Annotated in this window: 18 protein-coding genes and 3 tRNA genes; 15 read left to right on the top strand and 6 right to left on the bottom strand. The window is 63.9% G+C overall.

Translation table 11 applies throughout. From position 1 onward, the window contains the following. Positions 1 to 6 precede the first annotated feature (6 nt). The 8 genes from KB554_RS08975 to KB554_RS09010 all read left to right on the top strand — a co-directional run bounded on the left by KB554_RS08975 (position 7) and on the right by KB554_RS09010 (position 11893). The gene (locus KB554_RS08975) at positions 7 to 1614 is read left to right on the top strand and encodes a trehalase family glycosidase (protein WP_211035684.1); all 1608 of its coding nucleotides are present in this window, start codon (positions 7 to 9) and stop codon (positions 1612 to 1614) included. Between the two features lie 19 nt (positions 1615 to 1633). Beyond that, positions 1634 to 2647 carry a metallophosphoesterase family protein gene (locus KB554_RS08980; RefSeq protein WP_211035686.1) on the top strand — a complete coding sequence of 338 codons (1014 nt, stop codon included), beginning with the start codon at positions 1634 to 1636 and terminating at the stop codon, positions 2645 to 2647. Continuing rightward, positions 2644 to 3465 carry an ROK family protein gene (locus KB554_RS08985; RefSeq protein WP_211035688.1) on the top strand — a complete coding sequence of 274 codons (822 nt, stop codon included), beginning with the start codon at positions 2644 to 2646 and terminating at the stop codon, positions 3463 to 3465. Before KB554_RS08980 ends, KB554_RS08985 begins: the two co-directional genes overlap by 4 nt. A 10-nt stretch (positions 3466 to 3475) precedes the next feature. Continuing rightward, a complete protein-coding gene (locus KB554_RS08990; protein WP_141428974.1) occupies positions 3476 to 5176 on the top strand; it encodes a beta-N-acetylhexosaminidase in 1701 nt (566 codons plus the stop codon). A 219-nt stretch (positions 5177 to 5395) separates the two neighbouring features. Then, positions 5396 to 8539 (top strand): TonB-dependent receptor, encoded by a 3144-nt coding sequence (locus KB554_RS08995; RefSeq protein ID WP_232522857.1) that lies wholly within the window; start codon positions 5396 to 5398, stop codon positions 8537 to 8539. Positions 8540 to 8552: 13 nt separating this feature from the next. After that, entirely contained in the window at positions 8553 to 10178 is a 1626-nt protein-coding gene (locus tag KB554_RS09000) for a RagB/SusD family nutrient uptake outer membrane protein (RefSeq protein ID WP_141428970.1), read from the top strand. Between the two features lie 21 nt (positions 10179 to 10199). Then, positions 10200 to 11018: an endonuclease/exonuclease/phosphatase family protein gene (locus KB554_RS09005; protein ID WP_141428968.1), complete on the top strand. Its 819-nt coding sequence runs from the start codon at positions 10200 to 10202 to the stop codon at positions 11016 to 11018. Positions 11019 to 11041: 23 nt separating this feature from the next. Beyond that, on the top strand, positions 11042 to 11893 hold the full coding sequence (locus KB554_RS09010) for a hypothetical protein (protein WP_211035690.1): 852 nt from the start codon (positions 11042 to 11044) through the stop codon (positions 11891 to 11893). A 258-nt stretch (positions 11894 to 12151) separates the two neighbouring features. Here the strand turns inward: KB554_RS09010 and KB554_RS09015 are convergent. From KB554_RS09015 to KB554_RS09025, 3 genes are all read right to left on the bottom strand, one after another. Further along, a tRNA-Val gene (locus KB554_RS09015) sits at positions 12152 to 12226 on the bottom strand. Between the two features lie 50 nt (positions 12227 to 12276). Continuing rightward, positions 12277 to 12351: transfer RNA gene (locus KB554_RS09020), tRNA-Val, on the bottom strand. A gap of 133 nt (positions 12352 to 12484) precedes the next feature. Continuing rightward, a tRNA-Asn gene (locus tag KB554_RS09025) sits at positions 12485 to 12558 on the bottom strand. A 124-nt stretch (positions 12559 to 12682) separates the two neighbouring features. Between KB554_RS09025 and KB554_RS09030 the strand changes: the two genes are divergently transcribed. The 6 genes from KB554_RS09030 (at position 12683) to KB554_RS09055 (ending at position 19233) form a co-directional block, all read left to right on the top strand. Further along, positions 12683 to 13777 carry a DUF1573 domain-containing protein gene (locus KB554_RS09030; protein WP_211035691.1) on the top strand — a complete coding sequence of 365 codons (1095 nt, stop codon included), beginning with the start codon at positions 12683 to 12685 and terminating at the stop codon, positions 13775 to 13777. A gap of 49 nt (positions 13778 to 13826) precedes the next feature. Then, positions 13827 to 14711 (top strand): sulfide/dihydroorotate dehydrogenase-like FAD/NAD-binding protein, encoded by an 885-nt coding sequence (locus KB554_RS09035; RefSeq protein ID WP_141428962.1) that lies wholly within the window; start codon positions 13827 to 13829, stop codon positions 14709 to 14711. A gap of 6 nt (positions 14712 to 14717) precedes the next feature. Next, the gene (gltA, locus tag KB554_RS09040) at positions 14718 to 16124 is read left to right on the top strand and encodes an NADPH-dependent glutamate synthase (protein WP_141428960.1); all 1407 of its coding nucleotides are present in this window, start codon (positions 14718 to 14720) and stop codon (positions 16122 to 16124) included. A gap of 23 nt (positions 16125 to 16147) precedes the next feature. Beyond that, entirely contained in the window at positions 16148 to 17584 is a 1437-nt protein-coding gene (locus tag KB554_RS09045) for a family 16 glycoside hydrolase (protein WP_211035693.1), read from the top strand. Positions 17585 to 17693: 109 nt separating this feature from the next. Continuing rightward, the gene (locus tag KB554_RS09050) at positions 17694 to 18263 is read left to right on the top strand and encodes a lipocalin family protein (RefSeq protein ID WP_211035695.1); all 570 of its coding nucleotides are present in this window, start codon (positions 17694 to 17696) and stop codon (positions 18261 to 18263) included. A 115-nt stretch (positions 18264 to 18378) separates the two neighbouring features. Continuing rightward, on the top strand, positions 18379 to 19233 hold the full coding sequence (locus tag KB554_RS09055; RefSeq protein WP_211035696.1) for a phosphodiester glycosidase family protein: 855 nt from the start codon (positions 18379 to 18381) through the stop codon (positions 19231 to 19233). Positions 19234 to 19395: 162 nt separating this feature from the next. Here KB554_RS09055 and ung read toward each other — a convergent pair whose 3' ends face one another. Genes ung through KB554_RS09070 form a run of 3 tightly spaced genes read right to left on the bottom strand, consistent with a single transcriptional unit; the run spans position 19396 to position 21683 of the window. Further along, positions 19396 to 20058, bottom strand: coding sequence for a uracil-DNA glycosylase (gene ung / locus KB554_RS09060; RefSeq protein WP_141428952.1), 663 nt, complete (start codon positions 20056 to 20058; stop codon positions 19396 to 19398). 13 nt (positions 20059 to 20071) lie between these two features. Continuing rightward, the gene (locus tag KB554_RS09065; protein ID WP_211035697.1) at positions 20072 to 21100 is read right to left on the bottom strand and encodes a glycosyltransferase family 9 protein; all 1029 of its coding nucleotides are present in this window, start codon (positions 21098 to 21100) and stop codon (positions 20072 to 20074) included. Further along, positions 21084 to 21683, bottom strand: a complete 600-nt coding sequence (locus tag KB554_RS09070; RefSeq protein WP_211035698.1) for a DUF4254 domain-containing protein — start codon at positions 21681 to 21683, stop codon at positions 21084 to 21086. Before KB554_RS09070 ends, KB554_RS09065 begins: the two co-directional genes overlap by 17 nt. 76 nt (positions 21684 to 21759) lie before the next feature. Here KB554_RS09070 and KB554_RS09075 point away from each other — a divergent pair, with 76 nt between their 5' ends. Next, entirely contained in the window at positions 21760 to 22764 is a 1005-nt protein-coding gene (locus KB554_RS09075; protein ID WP_141428946.1) for a glucosaminidase domain-containing protein, read from the top strand. The last annotated feature ends 14 nt before the right edge of the window (positions 22765 to 22778 follow it).

Below are 22778 nucleotides of genomic sequence, written 5' to 3' on the forward strand. Positions count from 1 at the left end.
AACGCCATGAAACGAACCGTCGCAGCGACGCTGCTGTCGCTCTGCATCGCCGCCCAGACCGCCGCCCAGGGGCTGAAGTCGGGCCGTTACGAACTGCCCTACAAGAACACCTACGTAAAGGAGGTCTTCGTGGCCGAGAACGAATACCGCACGGCCGCGCCCGAACGCATCGAACCCCGGCCGTTCGACGAGGCGCGCAGGATCCTGCCCGCCCCGTATTGGGAAGGACACGACAAGGAGATCGAAATGTACTGGCACGCCTGGCGGATCGCCGTGGGCAACATCCGCCAGCCGCAGGAGGGATCGGGATTCGTCTCTCCCTACCTCGACATGGCCTACAACGGCAACATCTTCATGTGGGACATGTCCTTCATGATGCTCTACGCCCGCTACGGATACCGCTATTTCCCCTTCCAGCGGTCGATGGACAACTTCTACGCCAAACAGCACCCCGACGGCTTCATCTGCCGCGAAATCCGCGCCGACGGCTCCGACTGTTTCGAACGCTACGACCCCACCTCGACGGGCCCCGACCTGCTGCCGTGGATCGAGCTGACCTATTTCCGGCAGTTCGGCGACATCGACCGTCTGCACCGCATCTTCCCCGCGCTGTGCGGCTATGCGAAGTGGTGGAAGCTCAACCGCACGTGGCCCGACGGGACCTACTGGTCGAGCGGCTGGGGCACGGGCATGGACAACATGCCGCGCGTGAAACCCGAATACAACCCGATCTTTTCGCACGGCCACATGGTATGGCTCGACACCAACCTGCAACAGATGCTCGTGGACGAGTCGCTGCTCCAGATCGGATTCCACATCGAACGGTGGCAGGAGATCGAATGGATGGAAGAGGAGATGAAAATGCTCAAACGCTACATCAACGAACACCTCTGGGACGAGCGGGACGGATTCCTGCACGACCGCTACGGCGACGGATCGCTCTGCCCGACGAAGGGCATCGGAGCCTACTGGGCCCTGCAAACCGATGCGCTGGACAAGGAGCGCCTCGACCGGCTGGTGGCCCACCTTTCCGACACCACGGAGTTCGCCCGCCCGCACCGCGTGCCCTCGCTCTCGGCCGACCACGCCAAGTACAACCCCGTCGGACGCTACTGGCAGGGCGGCGTATGGCCCGGCACGAACTACATGGTCATCGACGGACTCTGGCGCAAGGGCTATCGCGCACAGGCGCGTGAAATCGCCGCGAATCACTACGCTTCGGTCTTCGAGGTATGGAAAAAGACGGGAACGTTCTGGGAGTACTACGCCCCGGAGCGGCCCGAACCGGGATTCATGGCCCGGAAAGACTTCGTGGGCTGGACCGGCCTGCCGCCCATCGCCGTCTTCATCGAGTACGTGCTGGGCATCAAGTCCGACTACTCGGAACGGCGGATCGAATGGGACGTCACCCACACCGAGGCGCACGGTATCGAACGGTATCCGTTCGGTCCGAACGGCGTCGTGGACCTGAAGGTCCGCCGCCGCGGCTCGTCTTCGGAAGTTCCCGCCGTGACCGTATCGACCGACGTGCCTTTCGACCTCACGGTGTTGTGGGGCGACGGACAGAGCCGCACCGTGCACGTCGAAAAGAGCGGCGAAGTGAAACTCGATTAACCCGAATCATTCCCCGAACATGAAACGACCGATCGTTTTGGCCTGCGCCGCCGTCTGGAGCGTCGTCTCCGCGCAGGCACAGCCCGCGACACTGCGTTTCGGCGAAAACCGAACGTTCAAAATCGCGCAGTTTACCGACATGCACCTCGATCCCTCCACGCCCCGCAGACTCGCGCAGGCCGGGAAGACCTTCGCACGGCTGGACCGTATCCTGGCCGGGGAACGCCCCGATCTGGTCGTCTTCACGGGCGACGTGGTGACGGGCGCCCCCGCCGAAACGATGTGGCGCCGCCTGTTCGACACGATGGAACGCCGCGGGATTCCCTATTGCACGGTGCTGGGCAACCACGACGCCGAGCAGGACCTCACGCGCGCCGAGATCGGACGTCTCGCCGCGTCCGGCCCGCATTCGCTCAACACGACCGGCGTCTCCGGCGAACTGTCCGACCTCGAACTGGAGGTGCTGGGCCGCGACTCCGGAGCGCCCGCCCTGCTGCTCTACTGCCTCGATTCGCACGCCGAATCGCAGATGGCGGGCATCGAAGGCTACGACTGGTTCCGGGAGGAGCAGATCGCCTGGCTGCGGACGCGCTGCGAAGCCCGCACAGCGGCCAACGGCGGCCGTCCGATGCCCGCGCTGGCCTTTTTCCATATCGCACTGCCCGAATACGCCGCGGCATGGCGGAACCCCGACAACAGCCGGATCGGCCGCGCCGCCGAGGACGAGTGCCCCGGGGCGCTCAATCCGGGCATGTTCGCCGCGCTCGTCGAAACGGGCAGCGTCATGGCCACCTTCGCGGGACACGACCACGACATCGACTATCTGGCGGCCGATCGGGGAATCTGTCTCGGCTACGGCCGCTTCTCGGGCGACGACACCACATACAACAACCTGCGACCCGGCGTGCGGCTGCTCGTACTCACCGAAGGCGAACGGGGATTCGAGACATGGATCCGCGAAGACGACGGCCGCAAGGTCGATCATGCCCGTTTCGCCGACGGCCGAATCACGGAAATCCCTGCGAAGCGATGAGAATAGGCGTGGATTTGGGCGGCACGAACGTACGTGCCGGCCTGGTGGACCGCGGACGCATCGTGCGTCTGCTTTCGGAGCCCTGCCGGGCCAACCGTCCGGAGGAGGAGGTGCTGGAACACATCGCCTCGCTCGTCGGAGCGCTGGTAACGCCCGGCGTGACGTGCATCGGCATCGGCGTGCCGTCGGTGGTGGATGCCGTGCGGGGCATCGTATATAACGTGGCGGGCATCCCCTCGTGGCGCGAAGTGCATCTCAAGGAGCGGTTCGAAAAGCGGTTCGGCCTGCCGGTGCACGTGAACAACGACTGCAACTGCTTCGCGCTGGGCGTCTGCCGCTTCGGCGAGGCCCACGACTGCCGCAACGTGGCGTGCATCGCGCTCGGAACGGGCGTGGGGGCCGGCATCGTGATCGACGGCAAACTCTACTCGGGCGCCAACACCGGAGCGGGCGAGATCGGCTGCATTCCCTATCTGGACCGCGACTACGAATACTATTGCAGCAGCCGTTTCTTCGTCGGCCGGGGCACGTCGGGCAAGGAGGCCTGCGAACGGGCGGCGGCGGGCGATCCCGAAGCGCTGGCGCTGTGGAACGAGTTCGGAGGCCACGTCGGACGGCTGGTCATGCTGACGCTCTACGCCTACGATCCCGAGGCGATCGTCTTCGGAGGCAGCATTTCGCATGCCTTCGGCTTCTTTCGGGCCGCGATGCTCGAAAGCCTCCGGGAGTTCCCCTACGCCCGGACCGTCGAACGGCTGCGCATCTACCGTTCGGAGATCGAACACGTCGGACTGCTGGGCGCTTCGGCCTGCGAATGACCGGACGACGATGAGAACGAACCGCCCGTACAACCGCCTGCTCGCCGGAATCGGCTGCCTGCTCCTCACCGGAGCGTGCGACCGGACGCTGTACGCCGATCCGGAAATCGCCGTAGTGCCGCGCCCCGCGGCAGCGGAACGCGGCGACGGCACGTTCCGTCTCTCGGCGGGAACGCCCGTCCGATACGTCGTCCCCGCCGACGCTACGCCGGACGAACTGAAGGCGTGGAGCCGGGCGACGGATGCGCTCGGCGAAGCGATGCTGCCGTTCTTCGGCACGGCGCCGACACCCTCCGAAGCGGCGGAGGCCGCGGCCGGAGCGGTGAACTTCCTCCGGGCGGACACTCTCCCGCACGACGCATACCGGCTGACGATTGCTCCGGAACGGATCGACATCGTGTCCGGCGGACCGCAGGGAGCCTTCTATGCGGTGCAGACGCTGCGGCAGCTCCTGCCGCAGAAGGCGGCGGGCACGGCGAAGATCCGTGCCGTGGAACTGCCCGCCGCGACGATCGACGACCGCCCCGCCCTGGCCTACCGGGGACTGATGCTCGACGTGGCGCGCCATTTCTTCACGGTCGAAGAGGTGAAGCGCACGCTCGACCTGCTGGCGCTGCACAAGATGAACGTCTTCCACTGGCATCTGACGGACGACCAGGGATGGCGCATCGAGATCGAACGATACCCGGAACTGACACGCACGGGGGCCGTCCGCCGGAGGACACTCATCGGCAGGGACCCCGGCGGCGAGTACGACGCGACATGCCGCTACGACGAAACGCCCTACGGCGGCTATTACACGCAGGAGGAGATCCGCGAGGTGGTCGATTACGCCGCCCGGAGGTTCATCACCGTCATTCCCGAAATCGAATTCCCCGGGCACGCCGTCGCGGCGCTGGCCTCCTATCCGTGGCTGAGCTGCACGGGCGAACGGTACGAAGTGCGCCAGACGTGGGACATCGACGACCGGGTGTTCTGCCCGGGCCGCGAAACGACCTTCGAATTCATCGAACACGTCCTCGAAGAGGTAATCGGCCTCTTCCCCTCGGAATACGTCCACATCGGCGGCGACGAGTGCCCGACGACCCTGTGGGAACGCTGCCCCCGCTGCCGGGCGCGGATGCGCGCCGAAGGACTCGACTCGCCCCGGCAGTTGCAGGGCTATGCCACGGCGCGCGTGGAGCGGTTTCTGCAACGCCACGGCCGCCGGCTCATCGGCTGGGACGAGCTGCTCGAAGGCGGCGTATCGCCCACGGCCGTCGTCATGTCGTGGCGCGGAACCGAAGGCGGCATCCGGGCCGCGAAACAGGGCAACCGGGTCATCATGGCGCCGACGACGCACTGTTATCTGGACTATTACCAGTCGGCCGACACGGCCGCCGAACCGCTCGCCTGGGGCGGATTCCTGCCGCTCGAAAAGGTTTACTCCTTCGATCCGCTGGAGGGGCTGACCTCCGACGAGGCGCGTTTCGTGCTTGGCGTGCAGGCCAATCTCTGGACCGAATACATCCCCGACTTCGGTCAGGCGCAATACATGCTGCTGCCCCGGCTGAGCGCGCTCGCCGAGGCAGGCTGGAATCCGCAGGAGAAGGATTACGACGACTTCCTGCGTCGTCTGCGGCGCCTGACGGACCTCTACGACGCCTGCGGATACCGATACGCCCCGCACGGTCTGCCCCGGAATCAATTCTGCGGAATCCGAGGAATATAGTACGCAAAAAGCACCCGCCGGAGAAAACGGAGGGAGTAACTTTGAATATCGGAATGCCGAAATATTTCAAAGAAGTTACGAAGCCCGAATAATTATAAAATATTTTAATAATAATTCTCCAAACCGCAGACCTTTTAACATTTAATTATTAACCTCAAACCTATGAAAATGAATTTGACTTTCTCAGGGAAGAGACGGGATTTCGCCCGCCGGCTTCTGATGAGTTTGCTGTTCGGCTTACTCATGCTTCCTGTCAGGGCGCAGGAACGCGTCACGGTTTCGGGGCGTCTGACCGACACGGGCCAGAATCCGCTGATCGGCGCCTCGGTGATCGAGGCGGGAACGACCAACGGCGTGACGACCGCCGCCGACGGATCGTATCGGATTTCCGTCGGCAGGGACGCCACCCTCGAATTCTCGTATATCGGTTACAAGCCGCAGCGGATCGAGGTGATGAATCGCACGGAGATCAACGTGACCCTCGAAGAGGAGACGACGATGATCGGCGAGGTCGTGGCGATCGGCTACGGCTCGCAGCGCAAGGAGGACCTCTCGATGGCCGTGACGACGGTCAAGGTGGACGATGCCGCACGCAGCCGCGCCTCGGACCTGGGAACGCTGTTGCAGGGCCGCATGCCGGGCGTGACCGTGATGCAGTCGGGCGACCCGATGCAGAAGGCCTCGTTCTCGATCCGCGGCCGCGGATCGAAGGGCAACGATCAGGGAACCGACCGCGGAAACGACGGTCCTTCGTCGGGCGACGGCGTGCTGGTCGTGGTGGACGGCGTACCCAATGCGCCCTACATGGTCGAGGACATCGAGACCATCACGGTCCTGAAAGACGCCGCCTCGGCCGCCATCTACGGCGCTTCGGTGGGATCGAGCGGCGTCGTGCTGATCACCACCCGCCAGGCCGAAGCCGGCAAGACGCGCGTCAATGTGAACGTATCGCTCGGATTCGAACGGACGATGAATCTGCCGACGATGCTCAACGCACAGCAGTTCTGCGACGTATGGGCCAAGGCGGTCGCCAATTCGGACAACGGCTCGCTGCCCAACCTCGCCAATCCGGAGGTTTACGCCGGCGCCAACGTCACGCGCACGGACTGGCTCGACGAGATTTTCCAGACCGGATTCACGCAGCACTACGGCGTGTCGGTGAGCGGCGGAACCGAAAAACTCCAGTCGATCCTCTCGGTAACCTACGACGACAAGGAGGGCACGCTGCTCAACACGTGGAGCCAGTCGCTCGGCGCCAAGCTCCACACGACGTTCAAACCCGTCAAGTGGCTGAAACTCTCCGAACGCGTTTCGTTCGAGTATTCGAATGGACAGGGCAACGTCAGCACCTCGCACACGGGTCCCATCCTGGGCGCCATGTGGTTCCCCGCATCGGCATCGGTGTACGACCGCGACGCCGAAGGGAACCTCGTTTACGGCGACAACGGAAAGCCCAAATACGGAGGCATCGCCTCGTCGGCCGACATGGAGGCCGGCGTGACGGGCCCGAACATCGTCAATCCGGTCGCACAGCTCGAAACGATGCGCCGCCGCTACCCGCGGACGAAGGTCTTCTCGACCACCTCGCTGGAGATCAAGCCGATCACCGAGCTGACGATCAAGTCCGAATTCACCGCCGACCTCGATACGCGCGAGGAGGACGAATTCTCGCCCGCAATCGACGTGCCGGGAGGCTCGACGACCGGAACACGCGACCAGTACTACTTCAATAACTTCCACACGCTCTGGGAGACCACGGCCACCTACGCGCAGGTCTTCGGCAAGCACCACATCAGCGCCATGGCCGGTTTCACGACCGACTACCAGAAGAACCATTACCGGGAGTTCCGCACGAAGGGCTACATCGACGCCACAGACCACAACATGGTCTGGGACTCGGCCGACGAATGGGCCAGCAACCCGACGGAGAAGCTGCGCGATTACGCCATGGTCTCCGTGTTGGGACGTATCGGCTATTCGTTCGACGACCGCTACTTCCTCGTCGGCAGCATCCGCCGCGACGCCTCGTCGAAACTCCCTTCGGCGAAGAACTACGACTGGTTCCCCTCGGTGTCGGGATCGTGGAAGATTTCCTCGGAGAAGTTCTTCCGTAACTCCCCGCTCGCGAAGGTGTTCGATCTGGTCAAACTGCGTGCGGGCTGGGGCAAGGTCGGCAACGTGACGCTCTACTCGCTGCCCAACCCCACCGAAATCCCGCTGCTCACCTACCCGAACGGCTCGCTCATCGGCGGCAACACCGTCTATGGAACCTACCTGGAGACGATCGCCAACACCGACGCCACGTGGGAGACCACCGTGCAGACCAGCGCCGGTCTCGACCTGCAGATGTTCGAGAACAAACTCGAAATCAGCGCCGACTATTATTACAAGGAGACGCGCGACCTGATCGACTACATACCCACTCCCCCGCAAATCGGCGTGGAGAACCCGCCGCTGGGCAACATGGGCAAAGTAATCAACCGCGGCTGGGAGTTCTCGGCCTCCTACCGCAACAGCGCGGCCGACGGCAAGTTCAACTACAGCGTATGGGGAACGTTCTCGACCAACAAGGGCTGGGTGGACGACTACGGCGCCCAGGAACTCGTGCAGCATGAGAACCCGAATATCAACAGCACGCCGATCCTCTACTCGGCGGCCGGGTATCCGTGGTACTCCTACTACCTCTACCGCACGGACGGCATCTTCCGCTCGCAGGAGGAGATCGACCGCTACGTCAGCAAGAACGCCGAGACCGGCGAAGTGACGCAGGTGCAGCCCGACGCCAAGGTGGGCGACCTGAAGTTCGTCGATACGAACGGCGACGGCGTAATCACGGACGACGACCGCGTGCTGACGGGCTGCTACACCCCGAAACAGACCTACTCGTTCGGCGGCTCGTTCGACTGGAAGGGATTCGACTTCAGCTTCATGTTCCAGGGCGTCGCAGGCAACTACATCTACAACGGCACGAAGCAAATGGCCATGAACGGCCGTGCGGACATGGGCAACCTCATCTCCGACGTCTATGACACGTGGGACTTCAACCCCTCCGGCAGCAAATATCCGCGGCTGGGTCTGGTGGACGACAACAACGGCAACTACGTGAAGTTCTCCGACGTTTTCCTCGAGAAGGGCGACTACCTGCGTCTGAAAAACATCACGCTGGGCTATACGCTGCCCAAACACGTCACCCGCCACATCGGTCTCGAAAAGGGCTCGCTGCGTGTTTACATGAGCATCGACAACGTGGCCACGATCACCGGCTATTCGGGCATCGACCCCGAAGTGGGCAACTACGGCATCGACTCCGGCGTGTATCCCGTGTCGCGTTTCTTCAACTTTGGTGTGAACGTCAATTTCTAAACCTCAACCGACCATGAAAAAGATATTAATGAATATTTGTCTGGCCGTCAGCGTATTATCGTTCTCGGGCTGTTCCGATTTCCTCGACCGGGAATCCTACGGCCGCGACACGTCGTGGAAAACGGACGAAGACGTCATGAAGGCCGTATATGCACTCTACTACTTCGTATCGCCCAACTGGAGCGAGCAGATCTGCGGCCGCGGACACATGTGGTTCGAATGCGCCAGCGACAACATCCTCATCGGCCGCGACCGTCCGGCCGTGGACGAAATCCGCGAATTCCGCATGTCCCCCTCCAACGACCAGGACGTGCAGGAGGTCTGGGGCGTCATGTACCAGAACGTGGCCAAGGCCAACAACATCATCAAGCTGGTTCCCGACCTGGGCATCACCCCGTCGGTGAAGAAGCTGGCCCTCGGATCCGCCTATTTCTTCCGCGGCTTCTCGATGCTCTGGATGGTTCCCTACTACGGCGACGATACGAACGGCGGCATTCCCATCATCCTCGACACGACGCCCATGGACGCCATGGACTCGCCGCGTCCGGACCACGTGCTGAAGAACTACGACCAGATCATCCAGGACTTCCGCGACGCGGCCGAGGAGCTGCCCTACTTCTCGGAGCTCTCCGCCGACCAGTACGGCCTGCCGCACAAAGCCGCCGCATGGGCTTTCGCCGCCCGCGCCGCGCTCTATGCCGCGCAATACGACCAGTCGTACTACGACATCGTGATCGAAATGTGCGACAAGGTAATGTCCCTGACCGGAGCCGACAAGCGTTCGCTCTACATCGACCCGAGTGACAAGTCCAAGTCTTTCGCCAACCTCTGGCGCAAGGAGCAGAACCACAGCTCGGAATACATCTTCTCGCTGGAAGGCGACGTCACGAACGGCGCGCGCTACCACGGCGTGACGTTCGTCAATGCCGGCTGGGGCCTCTACAACACGTGGGGATACTACACGCCGAGCAAGGAGCTCTGGGACGCTTTCGAGGAGGGCGACCAGCGCCGCGAAGCCACGATTCTCTACCCCGGCAACCACGTACGGTTCATGGGCCGCGACATCACTTTCGGCGGCTACTGCACCGACGGCTCGATCACCTCGTACACGACCAGCCACGTCTCGGCGGGCCTGATCAACCAGAAGTTCATCTCGCCATGGGAGACGGGCAGCTATTCGGAGGTTTCGAACCAGCGCGACAAACTCTGGAACACGCTCAACTGCTGTCTGATGCGCTATGCAGACGTCATGCTGATGAAGGCCGAGGCCCTGATCTGGACCAAAGGCGAAGGCGACGCCGAGGCCAAGAATCTGCTCGACGACATCCGCGAGCGCGCCGGCCTGCCGCGCGACAGCCGGGCCACGAAGGCACAGTTGCAGAACGAGCGCCGCTGCGAACTGGCCTTCGAATTCCAGCCCAGCCGCCATATCGACGTGGTACGCTGGGGGCTGGCCGAAGAGTACTACTCCAAACCGCTGCACAGCGTCGTTTCGAAGATGGTCGATGGCAGGATCGAAACCGAGGAGGTGGAGGTGTATCCCGGCCGCACGTTCAATCCGACCTACAACAAGGTGTTCCCGATTCCCCAAACGGCTTTCAACGGCACGGTGAACCTCACGCAGAACAAAGGTTATTAACCGAGAAAATTCGCACGGATTATGAAAATCGAAAATAAGATACTGGGAGCGGCCATGCTGCTGGGCACGCTCCTGCCGCTGGCCGGCGCACAGGCCCAGGACGTGAAACTCAAGTGCATGTCGTGGAACGTCAAGGCGCTGGAGCTGCGGGCCAATACCAACGTGACACGCGACATCACCCGGTTCGCCGAGGCGATCCGGGAAGAGGATCCCGACATCGTTTGCTTCAACGAGTTCGAAACCGCGAGCGGCACGATGGGCTCGAAGGAGAAACTGACCGAGTTCGCCGAAGCCCTCGGCATGTTCCCCTTCTTCATCTGGTCCTACGACAAGGACAACGGCTACTACGGAAACGGCATTCTGTCGAAATACCCGATCGTCAATTCGAAATCCGAGCTGCTCGGCATGTTCACGGGAGCCGACCAGCGTTCGGTAGGCTGGGCCGACATCCTCGTACCGACCGACGCCGCTCCCGACGGCGTGAAGGTACGCATCGTCTGCACCCACCTCGACGCCTTCGGCGGTGACGAAACCTGCTACGAACAGGCCAAGGAGGTGATCGCCTACGCGGTCGCCCCGGCCACCGAAGCGGGCATCCCCTCGCTGCTGATGGGCGACATGAACTGCGGCCCGGGAACAGATGCGATCAAGGAGTACCAGGCCTACGGCACGAAGTTGTGCAACAACGACGGCACGTTCGGCGGCAGCAAACTCGACTATTTCATCGGCTTCCCGCAGAACGAGTGGAGCTGTTCGGATTTCCGGGTGCTCGACTCCCAAGAATATTACGAGCTTTCCGACCACTACGCCATCATCGGCACGGCCGTACTGAACAATTAGAACAACGGAAACAACCAGAAACGATGAAAAACGCAAAGAAATACCTTTCGGCTTTGCTGGCCCTCGCAGTGGCAGCACCGACGTTCACGGGGTGCGACAACGGGCTGGACGAGTACCCCTCGGACGCCCAGATTCCCGCTCCGTCGGACAAATTCACCACCGAAATACAGTTCGTCTCGCGGCTGAGCGATGCCGCACTCTGCTCCGGAGCGTCCGATTACGAAGCCGTGCACGACTATATCGTCACGACGCTCGACGGCAGGAACGGCTCGTGGCTGACGGTCCTCGACCGTGCGGACAACGGCGATCTCCGGTCGCTTATGGGCACCGCGTTCGACTCCTACCGCTGGACGACCTTCGCATTCAACCGGATTCAGTCCCAAACCGCCTACCAGGGGAGCATGCTCTTCGTGAACCGGTGCCTCACGGAGTCGAGGGGCGAAGCCTGCGGCGCGGGTTGCTACGTCACCGGACTGACGACGGGCATGAAGGGCGTGCGCACCGACAAGAACGACCTGGGCGAAGTCACGGGCACGACCGAAGTGTCGTTCGACGTGAACGTGCTGACGGCTCGGTTCGAAACGGCCGACCAGATCTCGGCCTTCGGCGGCGGCGACGGCGTGCTGCGCTCGTTCTACGACACGAACATGCCGCTGCTGATGATCGGCACGGTCAAGAACGACCTCTTCGAATCGCTGCAGGCGGCAGGGCAGTCCGCCGGCACGAGTTACGGATTCAACGTCTTCGAAGTCAGCAAAGGATCGCAGTACACGATCTTCCTGCTCACCGAAGAGCGCTTCTGGGGTTTCAACAAGGTCGAAACCGAGACGATCGCCAACGGCATCGAAAGTTACAGGATCAGCGTGATGTGGTAATCCCGCCGCCGAAGCGGCAGAACGCTAGACAGCCCGGCTTCACGCCGGGCTGTCTTCTTTATATCCGCCCGCAGCGTCCGAGGGACCGGAAACGCCCGACGAAGTCCCGGAATCCAGAAATTCCGGCGGGGATGGGAACGACCCCGGCCGCACGGACATACATTCCGGCGTATTCCCGAATGCGGAAGCGAGGGAGGATAAAACGAAAAACGGCCGGAAACGGGCTCTGCGCACCTTTCCGACCGCATGCGGGATTTGTGGGAACAAGCGGATTTGAACCGCTGACCTCCTGCTTGTCGAGCAGGCGCTCTAAACCAACTGAGCTATGCTCCCTTCGTCGTCACATGAAAAAACCATCCTATTCGGGGATGGTTTCGATGTTGTGGGAGCTGAGGGATTCGAACCCCCGACCCTCTGCTTGTAAGGCAGACGCTCTGAACCAGCTGAGCTAAGCTCCCGTTAAAAATGGCTTGGGACTGCAAAGGTAATTCAATTTTTTCAAACTCCAAATTTCCGGCGGAAATTTTTCGTTTTCCGATCACCCGCTTGCAGGCGTTTTTGAAAGAACCTTACGCAACCCTCGCGCATCTGCGCCTGAACAAGGACTTGAACCTAGGACCCCATGATTAACAGTCATGTGCTCTAACCAACTGAGCTATTCAGGCTTTTCGAAGAACGTTGTCTATCGTTTTCGGAGTGCAAATATAGGGCAAATTTTCAATCCCGCAAAATTATTGCTCTTTTTTTTCGCAAAAAATGTACCTTTGCAAGGACACCGAACGTAGAAACATGAACAGAAAAACGATCATAACGCTCATTGTCTGCGCATTGGCCGCCACGGGCGTCGCAGCGCAGGAGGAACGGCCGGAGCTGGTCTTCGAACCGGCCGTCTGGGACTTCGGCTCCGTCCGCGAGGCCGACGGGCCGGTGCGGCACACCTTCACGGGAGTAAACAGGGGCGACCGGCCGCTGGTGATTCTCGATGTGACGACCACGTGCGGCTGCACGGTTCCCCGCTTCTCGAAGCGGCCGGTCCTGCCCGGCGACAGGACGGAGATCACCGTGAGCTACGATCCGACGAACCGCCCCGGAGCCTTCGACAAGGAGTTGTGGATCTACTCCTCCGACCGCAAACGCATCGCCACGCTCACGATCCGCGGCGAAGTCGTCCCGCGGGCGAAGAGCGTCGAAGAGCTTTATCCGGTCGATGCCGGCGGCGGACTGCGTCTGAACACGACGCTCTGCGCCTTCACTTACATATATCCCGGCGTCCGGATGCAGTCGTCCGTGGGCTATGTAAACACGTCGGACCGCACGGTAAGTCTCGAGCTCCGTCCCGATCCCGCGATACGCAGCGGCCTGCTGCGTATCGACGCACCCGAACGGATCGCCCCGGGTGCACGCGGCGCGATCAACATCTCCTATCTCGTCCCGGCCGACACCCCCCGTTACGGCACGCTGCGCGACGCGCTGGAGCTTTTCGTGGACGGCCGCAGCCGCGGCACGACGATCGTGGCGCACGGCATCGGAGCGGACAACCCCTCCGACATGCCCGAGGAGAAAGCACCCCGGAGCGAGGTATCGACCAACGTGGTGAAGTTCGGCCCCGTGAAACACGGCGGTCCCCGCCCTTCGCAGTCGCTGACGCTCTCGAACACGGGCCGCGGCGACCTGATCGTCCGGGCCGTGGAGTGCGGCGAAGGGCTTTCCACCCCGCTCGAACCGGGTCTTGCGGTCCCGCCCGGCGGTTCGGCCCGCATCGAGGTGCGTCTCGATCCCTCCGCGGACGGCTACGGCGCCAGAAGCTCCTTCCTGCTGCTGGTGACCAACGACCCCCTGCGGCCGATGCGGCGCATCCGGGCCACGGCCGTCATCGAAGAGTGACACCCCGCCCCCGCAGAAACGACACACAAACGGAAACGACACGATAACGATGTACCCCATTCTCGAAAAACGCGCTTTGGCCGAACAGATCTGGCTGATGAAAATTCTCGCGCCGCGCGTCGCGCGTTCGGCCCGTCCCGGACAGTTCGTCATCGTCCGCGCGGACGAACGCGGCGAACGCATCCCGCTCACCATCTCGGACTACGACGCGGCGGAGGGAAGCGTCACGCTGGTCATCCAGGCCATCGGCGCCTCGACGCGCAAAATCTGCGCCCTCGGCGAAGGCGACGCGCTCGCCGACTTCGCCGGACCGCTGGGCCGCCCCTCGGAGTTCGTCTCGACGCCTCCGGAGGAGCTGCGGCGCAAGCGCTTCCTCTTCGTGGCCGGCGGCGTCGGCGCAGCCCCGGTCTATCCGCAGGTGAAGTGGCTGCACGAACGCGGCGTCGCGGCCGACGTCATCGTGGGCGCCAAGACGCGCGGCATGCTCATCTACACGGAACCCATGCGCGCCGTGGCCGGGCAGCTCCATATCGCCACCGACGACGGCTCGGAGGGCGACAAGGGGCTGGTCACGCAGGTCCTCGAACGCCTCGTCGGCGAACAGGGCCGCCGCTACGACGAGTGCATCGCCATCGGACCGATGGCGATGATGAAGTTCGTCGCCCTGGCCACGAAGAAATACGGACTGAAAACCACCGTGTCGCTCAACACCCTCATGGTGGACGGCACGGGCATGTGCGGCGCCTGCCGCGTGACGGTGGGCGGACGGACGCGCTTCACGTGCGTCGAAGGCCCGGAGTTCGACGGACACGAGGTGGATTTCGACGAGGCCATGCGCCGTCAGGGCATGTACCGGAACGAGGAGCAGCGCGCCGCGGCGATCGAGGCCGAACGCGAGGCGGGACACCAATGTAAAATCGGTTTGGACAAATAAGAGACTATGGCGAACAGAATACCGCGCGTACCCGTGCGCGAACAGGACCCGCAGGTGCGGGCCGCGAATTTCGAAGAGGTCTGCCACGGCTACGACCGGCAGGAGGCGCTGCTCGAGGCGTCGCGCTGCCTCCGCTGCCGCAAGCCCCGCTGCGTCGAGGCCTGTCCGGTGGGGATCGCGATTCCCGACTTCATCGCCGCACTGCACGAAGGGCGTATCGCCGAGGCGGCCGGCATCATCGCCCGCGACAGCTCGCTGCCTTCGGTCTGCGGCCGCGTCTGCCCGCAGGAGACCCAGTGCGAAGGGGCGTGCGTCCTCGGCGTCAAAGGCGAACCGGTGGCGATCGGCAAGCTCGAACGGTTCGTGGGCGACTGGCAACTGGAGAACGCCTCCGGAGCCGCCGCAGCGGCCGTTCCCCGCAACGGGCACAAGGTCGCCGTCATCGGCAGCGGTCCCGCAGGGCTGGCCTGCGCGAGCGATCTGGCGAAGACAGGCTACGAAGTGAAGATTTTCGAGGCCCTGCACAAGGTCGGCGGGGTTCTCGTCTATGGCATCCCCGAATTCCGCCTTCCGAAGGAGCGGATCGTGGCGCGCGAGATCGAGGCGGTGAAACGGCTGGGCGTGGAGATCGAGACCGACGTCGTGGTGGGCCGCACGGTGACCGTCGATTCGCTGCTCGACGAGGAGGGCTACGAGGCGGTCTTCATCGGCTCGGGCGCCGGACTGCCCCGGTTCATGGGCATCCCGGGCGAGAACCTCAACGGCGTGGTCTCGGCCAACGAGTTCCTGACGCGCGCCAACCTGATGCACGCCTACGACGCACGGTACGACACGCCGATCCATGTCGGCCGCCGCGTGGCGGTCGTGGGCGGCGGCAACGTGGCGATGGACGCCGTGCGCACGGCCCGGCGGCTCGGAGCCGAGGCCACGATCGTTTACCGCCGTTCGGAGAAGGAGCTTCCGGCCCGCGCCGAGGAGGTGCACCACGCCCGCGAGGAGGGCATCCGCTTCCGGATGCTCACCAATCCCGTGGAGGTGCTCGCCGACGAACGGGGCTGGGTCCGCGGCCTGCGCTGCGTGGAAATGGAGCTGGGCGAGCCGGACGAGAGCGGCCGCCGGTCGCCCGTGGCGAAACCCGGCTCGGAGTTCGACCTCCCGTGCGACGTGGTCGTGATGGCGCTCGGCACGTCGCCCAACCCGCTGATCGCCTCCACCACCGAAGGGCTGCGCACCGACCGCCGGGGCTGCATCGAGGCCGACGCGCAGGGCGCCACCTCGCGCCCGGGCGTCTTCGCCGGAGGCGACGCCGTGACGGGCGCCGCCACGGTGATTCTGGCCATGGGGGCCGGACGCGCCGCCGCCCGCGCCATCGACGAATACCTGCGCGGCAAAGAGACCGCCCGGACCGAATGACAAACCCGCAATCCGTTTTCAAGATGAATCCATCCGCCCGTCCGATCCCCGGACAACGCATCCTCCTCCGGCTCGCCGCCGCACTCTGCGGCTTCGGCCTCTTCACGGCCTGCCGCACGGCCCACTCCCCCGCGCCGCTCGACAGGTGGCACGACGGGGAGCGCACGCTCCGCACGTCGTCCCCCGCCGTCCGTGCGGGCGAAACGCTCCTCTCGGAGGGCGACTACCGCAACTTCCGCCTCACGGGCGAGGCCCTCACGCAGCCCGGCGCCGAAGCGGCGCTGCGTTTCCACACCGACGGCGAGTCGGGCTACGACGTGCTCTTCCGCAACGGCGCCATCGACGGCACGCGCAAGAGCGGGTCGCTCGCCTCGGTCCGCAACCTCTACCGCTCGCTGGCCGAAGACGGGGAGTGGTTCCGGTTCGAGATCGCCGTGCGCGGAAACAACATCGTCGTCCGCATCGACAGCACCGAAGTCGTCTGCTACACCGAGCCCGGACAGCCCTACCGCACCGAAGCCCACGCCCGCCAACGGCTCGGCCACGGCGCCTTCGCGCTGCGCGGCCTGCAGGGCGAGGTCGCGTTCCGCGGCCTCGAGGTCGAGCGCCTCGGCGACGGAGCCCGCAACGAGGCCGACACGCTGCCGCCCGCGGACGAGCTCACGGACGGCGTGATCCGCCTCCAGCAACGCGATTTTCCCGTCATCGACTACCACGTGCACCTGAAGGGCGGACTGACGAAGGAGCAGGCGCACGCCAAGTCGATGAACTACGGCATCAACTACGGTGTGGCCCCCAACGCCGGGGAGGGCGGCGTCGGGCGGATGCTGGCCGACGACGGGGAGGTGTACGCCTACTTCGACGAAGTGCGGGCGATGCCCTTCCTGCGCGGCGTGCAGGGCGAGGGACGCAGGTGGACGGCGACCTTCTCGCAGGAGGCTCTCGGCGTATTCGACTACCTGTTCACCGACGCCATGACCATCATCGACCACAAGGGACGCAACGCACGCATCTACCGCCCCGAAGAGGTGCACTACGACGGCGTGACGCGCGAGCAGTACATGGATCGTCTGGTCTCACAGACCGAACTGATCCTCACCAACGAACCGGCCGACATCTACGCCAATCCCACGTACCTGCCCGAAGACATGCAGCCCGACTACGACCGGTACTGGACCGACGAACGGGTGGACCGCGTCCTGGACGTCCTGCAACGGTACGACATCGCGCTGGAGATCAACGCACGCTACCGGATTCCGAGCTTCGACATCATCCGCCGGGCCAGGGAACGGGGTATCCGCTTCACGTTCGGGACCAACAACGTCGATGCCGACTTCGGCCGGCTGGAGTACTGCCTCGAAGCCGTCGAACGGTGCGGGCTCACGGCCGACGACATGTGGTTCCCCTCGATGAGCGTGCGCCGCGAACGCCCCGTCGTGCTCTACAACCGATTCGATTGACGTCCCGGAGCGTCCGAAAACCCCGGACACATACAAACTGACACAACGGGAGAAGCGGATTCCCGACCGATTTCCTACCTTTGTCCCGGAAAATCCATTTAATCCGATTATGAAAACACTCAAAACCACCTTCGCGGCACTGGCCCTCTGCGGTCTGGCCGCCTGCACCGCCCCTGCGCCCGAAAGCGTAGCGGGCTTCATCGCCGATGCGACGATGAACACCGTCACCCTCCAGGCGCTCACCTCGGAGCAGACCTACACCTTCGCCACCGCCGAAGCGGACAAGAGCGAGGCCTACGGGCTGCTCGTCGGTTCGCCGGCCATCGTGGAGTACACGGGCGACCTGAAGAAAAACCCCGAGGCCGTCAAGATCTCGGCCGACCGGACCTATGCCGAAGCCGTCGGCCGCTGGACCGTGCCGGACCCGATCGCCCCTGCGAAGGTCATGGGCGTCGAGTTGCAGACCGAAGGCCGCGCACAGTCGATCAACATGGCCACGCTGATCTACACCGGCTGGGAGTTGCAGGGCGAGGCCGGCAAGATCCTGCTCAAGGGACAGAGCATCGGCAACGGCCAGACGATCGGGTTCACCGAAACGGGCGTCATCTCGAAGGACGCCGCAGGCCGTTACACCCTCTCGATCGAGGGAACCGGCACGGTCTATACCAAAGCGCAGTGACCCGCACGCCGTCCTCCAGGGCCGTCCTTTCCGAAGGGCGGCCTTTTTCACGGGCCGGAGCTTGGGCGAACGGATTAAATTGCGTAAATTCGCGGAACCCGAACGAAAACACGCCATGACGAATCTTCTGAGAAAACTGACGGGAGCCCTGCTGCTCCTCGCCTCCCTGCCTGCGGCGGCCCAGACGCCCCGCGACTCGGCCGCCCTGGCGCAGGCCGAATGGCAGACCACCGACCTGGGCGGCGGCGCCGTCGCCCGCCGGACGCAGACGGAGCTCTTCGGCACGCAGCAGACCCTCTCCGTGGCGATCTACCCCCGGCGGGGATTCTCCACGCTCGTCGTACAACCCGAAGGCGCGGCCCGGGCCACGAGCCGGCTGGGTGAGGAGGCCGGGGCCGACATGGCCATCAACGGCAGCTACTTCCACATGAAAAGCGCCGAACCGATCACCTTCGTCCTCTCGGACGGCGAGATCCGAAACCGCGGGACGATGAAACCCTCGCCGCTCACCAACGGCGTCGCCGCCGTTCGGGGACGCAAGGGTCGCCGGGTCGAAATCCTCCCCTGCGACACGGCCGACTACCCCCGCATCGCCCGACGTTACCGCTCGGCGCTCGCAGCCGGACCGATGCTGGTGCACGAAGGCGAAATCTTCATCTACGACACCGACGACACGTTCTACACGGGCCGCCACCCCCGATCGGTCATCGGAACCCGTTCCGACGGCAGCGTGGTGCTGCTCGTCATCGACGGCCGGTTTCCCGGCCGGGCCGCGGGCGCGACCATCGCCGAGACGGCCTACATCGCACGGCAACTGGGGCTCACCGAAGCGCTGAACCTCGACGGCGGCGGCTCCTCGTCGCTCTGGACCCGGCGGCTGGGCGTGCTGAACCACCCCACCGACAACAAACGCTTCGATCACGAAGGCGAGCGCGCCGTACCGAACGGAATCGTCGTATTCCGCCGGTAACCGTCGCCCGGGACAGCCCGGCGAGACGGTAACCGGGCATTGCCCGGAACGCCGCGGAAACCCGAGGACACCTCAGAAACCCCAAGACGCCACGGGCCCCCGGGACGCCGAGAAAAAAGGTCTGCACCGAAAGAAACGGAAGAAAAGGAATGATCCCCGGAATCACCACTCGATTTCGGGGATTCCGTGTTGTCGCAGATAGTCGTTCGCCCGGCTGAAATGACGGCATCCGAAGAATCCCCGGTCGGCCGAACGCGGCGAAGGGTGCGCGGCCGAGAGCACCAGATGACGCGAGGGGTCGATGATCGCCCCCTTCCGCTGGGCGTACGATCCCCAAAGCATGAAGACCAGGTGCTCGCGCTCGTCATTCAGGCGTCGGATCACCGCATCGGTGAACGTCTCCCAGCCGCGGTCGCGGTGCGAACCGCTCCGGAAAGCACGCACGGTCAGGATCGAGTTCATCGGCAGCACGCCCTGAACGACCCACCGCTCGAGGCGTCCCGACGCAGGGACGGGCCGCCCCGTGTCGTCGTGAATCTCCCGGAAGATGTTCTGCAACGAGCCCGGAACGGGCAGGCCGTCGGGCACGGAGAAACAGATGCCGTAATAAAAGCGGGGATCGGGATAGGGGTCCTGCCCGAGAATCACCACCCGCACGCGGTCGAACGGGCAGAGGTCGAAGACACGGAACAGGTCCCGGTTCACGGGACAGACCCGCTGCGTGCGGTACTCCTCCCGCACGAACTCAGCCAGACGGGCGAAATAGGGTTTGTCGAACTCCGGCTGCAAACGCCGCCGCCAACTCTCTTCGATCCGGACCCGCATGGCATTCGTTCCTTTACCGGCCGAGCAGCCGTGCGACCTCGTCCACGATCCGTTCGGGCGCCACCGAGGCGATACACCTGAAATCGCCGTACCGGCACGGCCGGTTGCCGAAGACCGAACAGGGGCGGCATGCCATGTCGGCCTGCACGGCATGCTCCGCGGAGCAGCCGTAGCCCAGGAATCCCAGCCCGGGATGGGTGGCCCCCCACACCGAAACCACGGGCGTGGCCACGAGCGAGGCGAGGTGCATGACCAGCGAATCCATCGACACCACGCAGTCCAGATGCGAAATGAGGTCCATCTCCCCCGCCAGACGCACCTTGCCGTACACGGCCGTCACATTGGGATACATGCGTTCCATCTCCTGGGCGAATCCCGCCTCGACGCCCCCGCCGCCATGTACGAAAACCCGGTCGTAACGTCCGGCCAGCAGCCGCACGACCTCGCGCGCAGGAGCTTCGGGATAGGTCTTGCCCTGCTGGGCCGAGAAGGGGGCGAATCCGACCCAGACGCCCTGTTTGGGACCGAACGGATTGGGCCGCACGGCGGGCGCCGCCGGCCCGGGATCGGCGAATTCGAATCCGAGCTGCCGGAAGACGTCGCAATAGCGCAGTACGGTGTGACGCACGGGTTCGGCGCCGCGGCCTCCGCAGCGGATGAACTCGCGTTTCTCGTCGCGGCCCTTCCGGATGTCCGCCACGCGGACGCCCCGCAGCCGCATCGCCAGCCCGAAGGTCTTCGACCGCAGCGTGCCGTGCACGTCGGCCACGGCGTCCACCCCCAGCCGCTTGGCCGTGGCGGCCAGCCGCCACATGCCGTAGAGGGAGTGGTGGGGCCCCTTGACGGCCACGGTCAGGAATCCGACCTCCAGTCCGGCGAAAAAGGGACGGAAGATCGCCTGCGTGGCCACCGTGACCCGCAACGCGGGATAAGCCGACTTCAGCGCCCGGACGGCATGCGCCAGCATCGCCACGTCGCCCATCGCCGAAGTTCGGAACACCAGCAGGTGACGGGGCGGCGTTTGTCTATTTTTTCCGGGCATAGAGCACTGGATTCAATGCCGGGTCGTTATACATTTTCATCTGTTTGTAGGTCTTCATGTACTTGCGGCCCGCCTCGATGTCCTCGATCAGCTCCTCGATGGCCCGCGACAGGTCCGCCCGCTGTTCGAGCAGCACGGCCAGCTTCCGGCGGCAGGCGTCGCGGTGGGCGTCGTCCCCGCGCTCCGTCTCGCGCTCCATGTGGTAGATCTTCAGCGCCAGGATCGACAGCCGGTCGATGGCCCAGGCAGGCGTCTCGGTGTTGAGCCGCGCATCGGCCGCGGGACGGACGTCCCGGTATTTGTCCATCAGGTAGGAGTCGATATACTCGACCATATCCGTCCGCTCCTGATTCGAGCGGTCGATGCGGCGCTTGATCCCGAGCGCCGCCGCAGGGTCGATCTGCGGGTCGCGGATGATGTCCTCGAGATGCCACTGCACCGTGTCTATCCAGTTCTTGTGGTAAAGCAGACGGTCGATCGTACCCTGCTCGAAGGGATTCTCGATCGGACGGTCCACGTCGTCCCAGCGGTGGTACTCCCCGATGGCCCGGTCGAAAATCCGGTTGGCGTTTTCGGTAAACATGGTTCGCAGTCTTTATTTTATGTTGCTATTTTCAGCGGAAAATCCTATCTTTGTCCGAAAAGATTAAACAAAGTTAATGAATATTTCCAGAAAAGCAATATTCCTCGCGGGAATCCTGCTCTTCTGCCTGCCCGGTCTGCTGCGGGCGCAGGTGCGCCAGACGCGCGAAGAGTACATCGACCGCTACAAACATATCGCCGTGGAGCAGATGGAACGCTACGGCATCCCGGCGAGCATCACCATGGCCCAGGGCATTCTCGAATCGGACTGCGGCAACAGCCTGCTGTCGCTCCGCTCGAACAACCACTTCGGCATCAAGTGCAAGAGCAACTGGCGGGGCGGAAAGGTCTATCACGACGACGACGCCAAAGGGGAGTGCTTCCGCGCCTACCCTTCGGTCGAAGCCTCCTACTTCGACCACGCCGAATTTCTCGACTCGCAGCCCCGCTACGACTCGCTCTTCGCCTACGCCTCGGACGATTACCGCAGTTGGGCGCGCGGACTGAAGGCCGCGGGGTACGCCACGGCCCCCGACTACGCGCAGCGGCTCGTGCGGATCATCGAGGAGAGCCAGCTCTACCTGCTCGACCGGCCCGACGGCGAGAGGCTCTACGCCCAGCGGTACGGACTTTCGCGCGACCCCGAGGAGTGGTTCTCGTCGCAGAGCAGCCTGGAGCGTCCCGCCGAAACGTCGGCCGTGGATCCGGACAACTACCGCGTGACGATCAACGCCCACGAGGGCTACAACGTCTATGCGACCAACGGCGTGCACTACGTGCTGGCCAAGGCGGACGACACGTTCGAGAACATCGGCCGCAAGTTCCGCATCTCGCCGCGCAACCTGCGCCGCTTCAACGACCTGAAGGACAAGAAGGCGCAGCCCCTGCCGGGCGAGACGGTTTACATCGAGCGCAAGAAGAAGCGCTGGGAGGGCAACGCCCAGCACCACATCTGCCGCGACGGCGAGACGGCCTACTCCATAGGACAGTCCTACGGCATCCGCACGCGTTCGGTCGAGAAGCTCAACCGCCTCAAGCGGGGCGAGAAGCTCGAAAAAAACCGGCAGATACGCATCAAGTAAACACACATACGTTC

Source organism: Alistipes sp. Marseille-P2263 (genome assembly GCF_018101075.1).
Classification (GTDB): domain Bacteria; phylum Bacteroidota; class Bacteroidia; order Bacteroidales; family Rikenellaceae; genus Alistipes; species Alistipes dispar.

Coding starts and splice junctions, on each gene's coding strand:
- KB554_RS09045 (WP_211035693.1), top strand. CDS start 16,148: ATGAATCCATCCGCCCGTCCGATCCCCGGACAACGCATCCTCCTCCGG.
- gltA (WP_141428960.1), top strand. CDS start 14,718: ATGGCGAACAGAATACCGCGCGTACCCGTGCGCGAACAGGACCCGCAG.
- KB554_RS08980 (WP_211035686.1), top strand. CDS start 1,634: ATGAAACGACCGATCGTTTTGGCCTGCGCCGCCGTCTGGAGCGTCGTC.
- KB554_RS09070 (WP_211035698.1), bottom strand. CDS start 21,683: ATGTTTACCGAAAACGCCAACCGGATTTTCGACCGGGCCATCGGGGAG.
- KB554_RS09005 (WP_141428968.1), top strand. CDS start 10,200: ATGAAAATCGAAAATAAGATACTGGGAGCGGCCATGCTGCTGGGCACG.
- KB554_RS09065 (WP_211035697.1), bottom strand. CDS start 21,100: ATGCCCGGAAAAAATAGACAAACGCCGCCCCGTCACCTGCTGGTGTTC.
- KB554_RS09000 (WP_141428970.1), top strand. CDS start 8,553: ATGAAAAAGATATTAATGAATATTTGTCTGGCCGTCAGCGTATTATCG.
- KB554_RS09055 (WP_211035696.1), top strand. CDS start 18,379: ATGACGAATCTTCTGAGAAAACTGACGGGAGCCCTGCTGCTCCTCGCC.
- ung (WP_141428952.1), bottom strand. CDS start 20,058: ATGCGGGTCCGGATCGAAGAGAGTTGGCGGCGGCGTTTGCAGCCGGAG.
- KB554_RS09010 (WP_211035690.1), top strand. CDS start 11,042: ATGAAAAACGCAAAGAAATACCTTTCGGCTTTGCTGGCCCTCGCAGTG.
- KB554_RS09075 (WP_141428946.1), top strand. CDS start 21,760: ATGAATATTTCCAGAAAAGCAATATTCCTCGCGGGAATCCTGCTCTTC.
- KB554_RS08975 (WP_211035684.1), top strand. CDS start 7: ATGAAACGAACCGTCGCAGCGACGCTGCTGTCGCTCTGCATCGCCGCC.
- KB554_RS08990 (WP_141428974.1), top strand. CDS start 3,476: ATGAGAACGAACCGCCCGTACAACCGCCTGCTCGCCGGAATCGGCTGC.
- KB554_RS08995 (WP_232522857.1), top strand. CDS start 5,396: ATGAGTTTGCTGTTCGGCTTACTCATGCTTCCTGTCAGGGCGCAGGAA.
- KB554_RS09050 (WP_211035695.1), top strand. CDS start 17,694: ATGAAAACACTCAAAACCACCTTCGCGGCACTGGCCCTCTGCGGTCTG.
- KB554_RS08985 (WP_211035688.1), top strand. CDS start 2,644: ATGAGAATAGGCGTGGATTTGGGCGGCACGAACGTACGTGCCGGCCTG.
- KB554_RS09035 (WP_141428962.1), top strand. CDS start 13,827: ATGTACCCCATTCTCGAAAAACGCGCTTTGGCCGAACAGATCTGGCTG.
- KB554_RS09030 (WP_211035691.1), top strand. CDS start 12,683: ATGAACAGAAAAACGATCATAACGCTCATTGTCTGCGCATTGGCCGCC.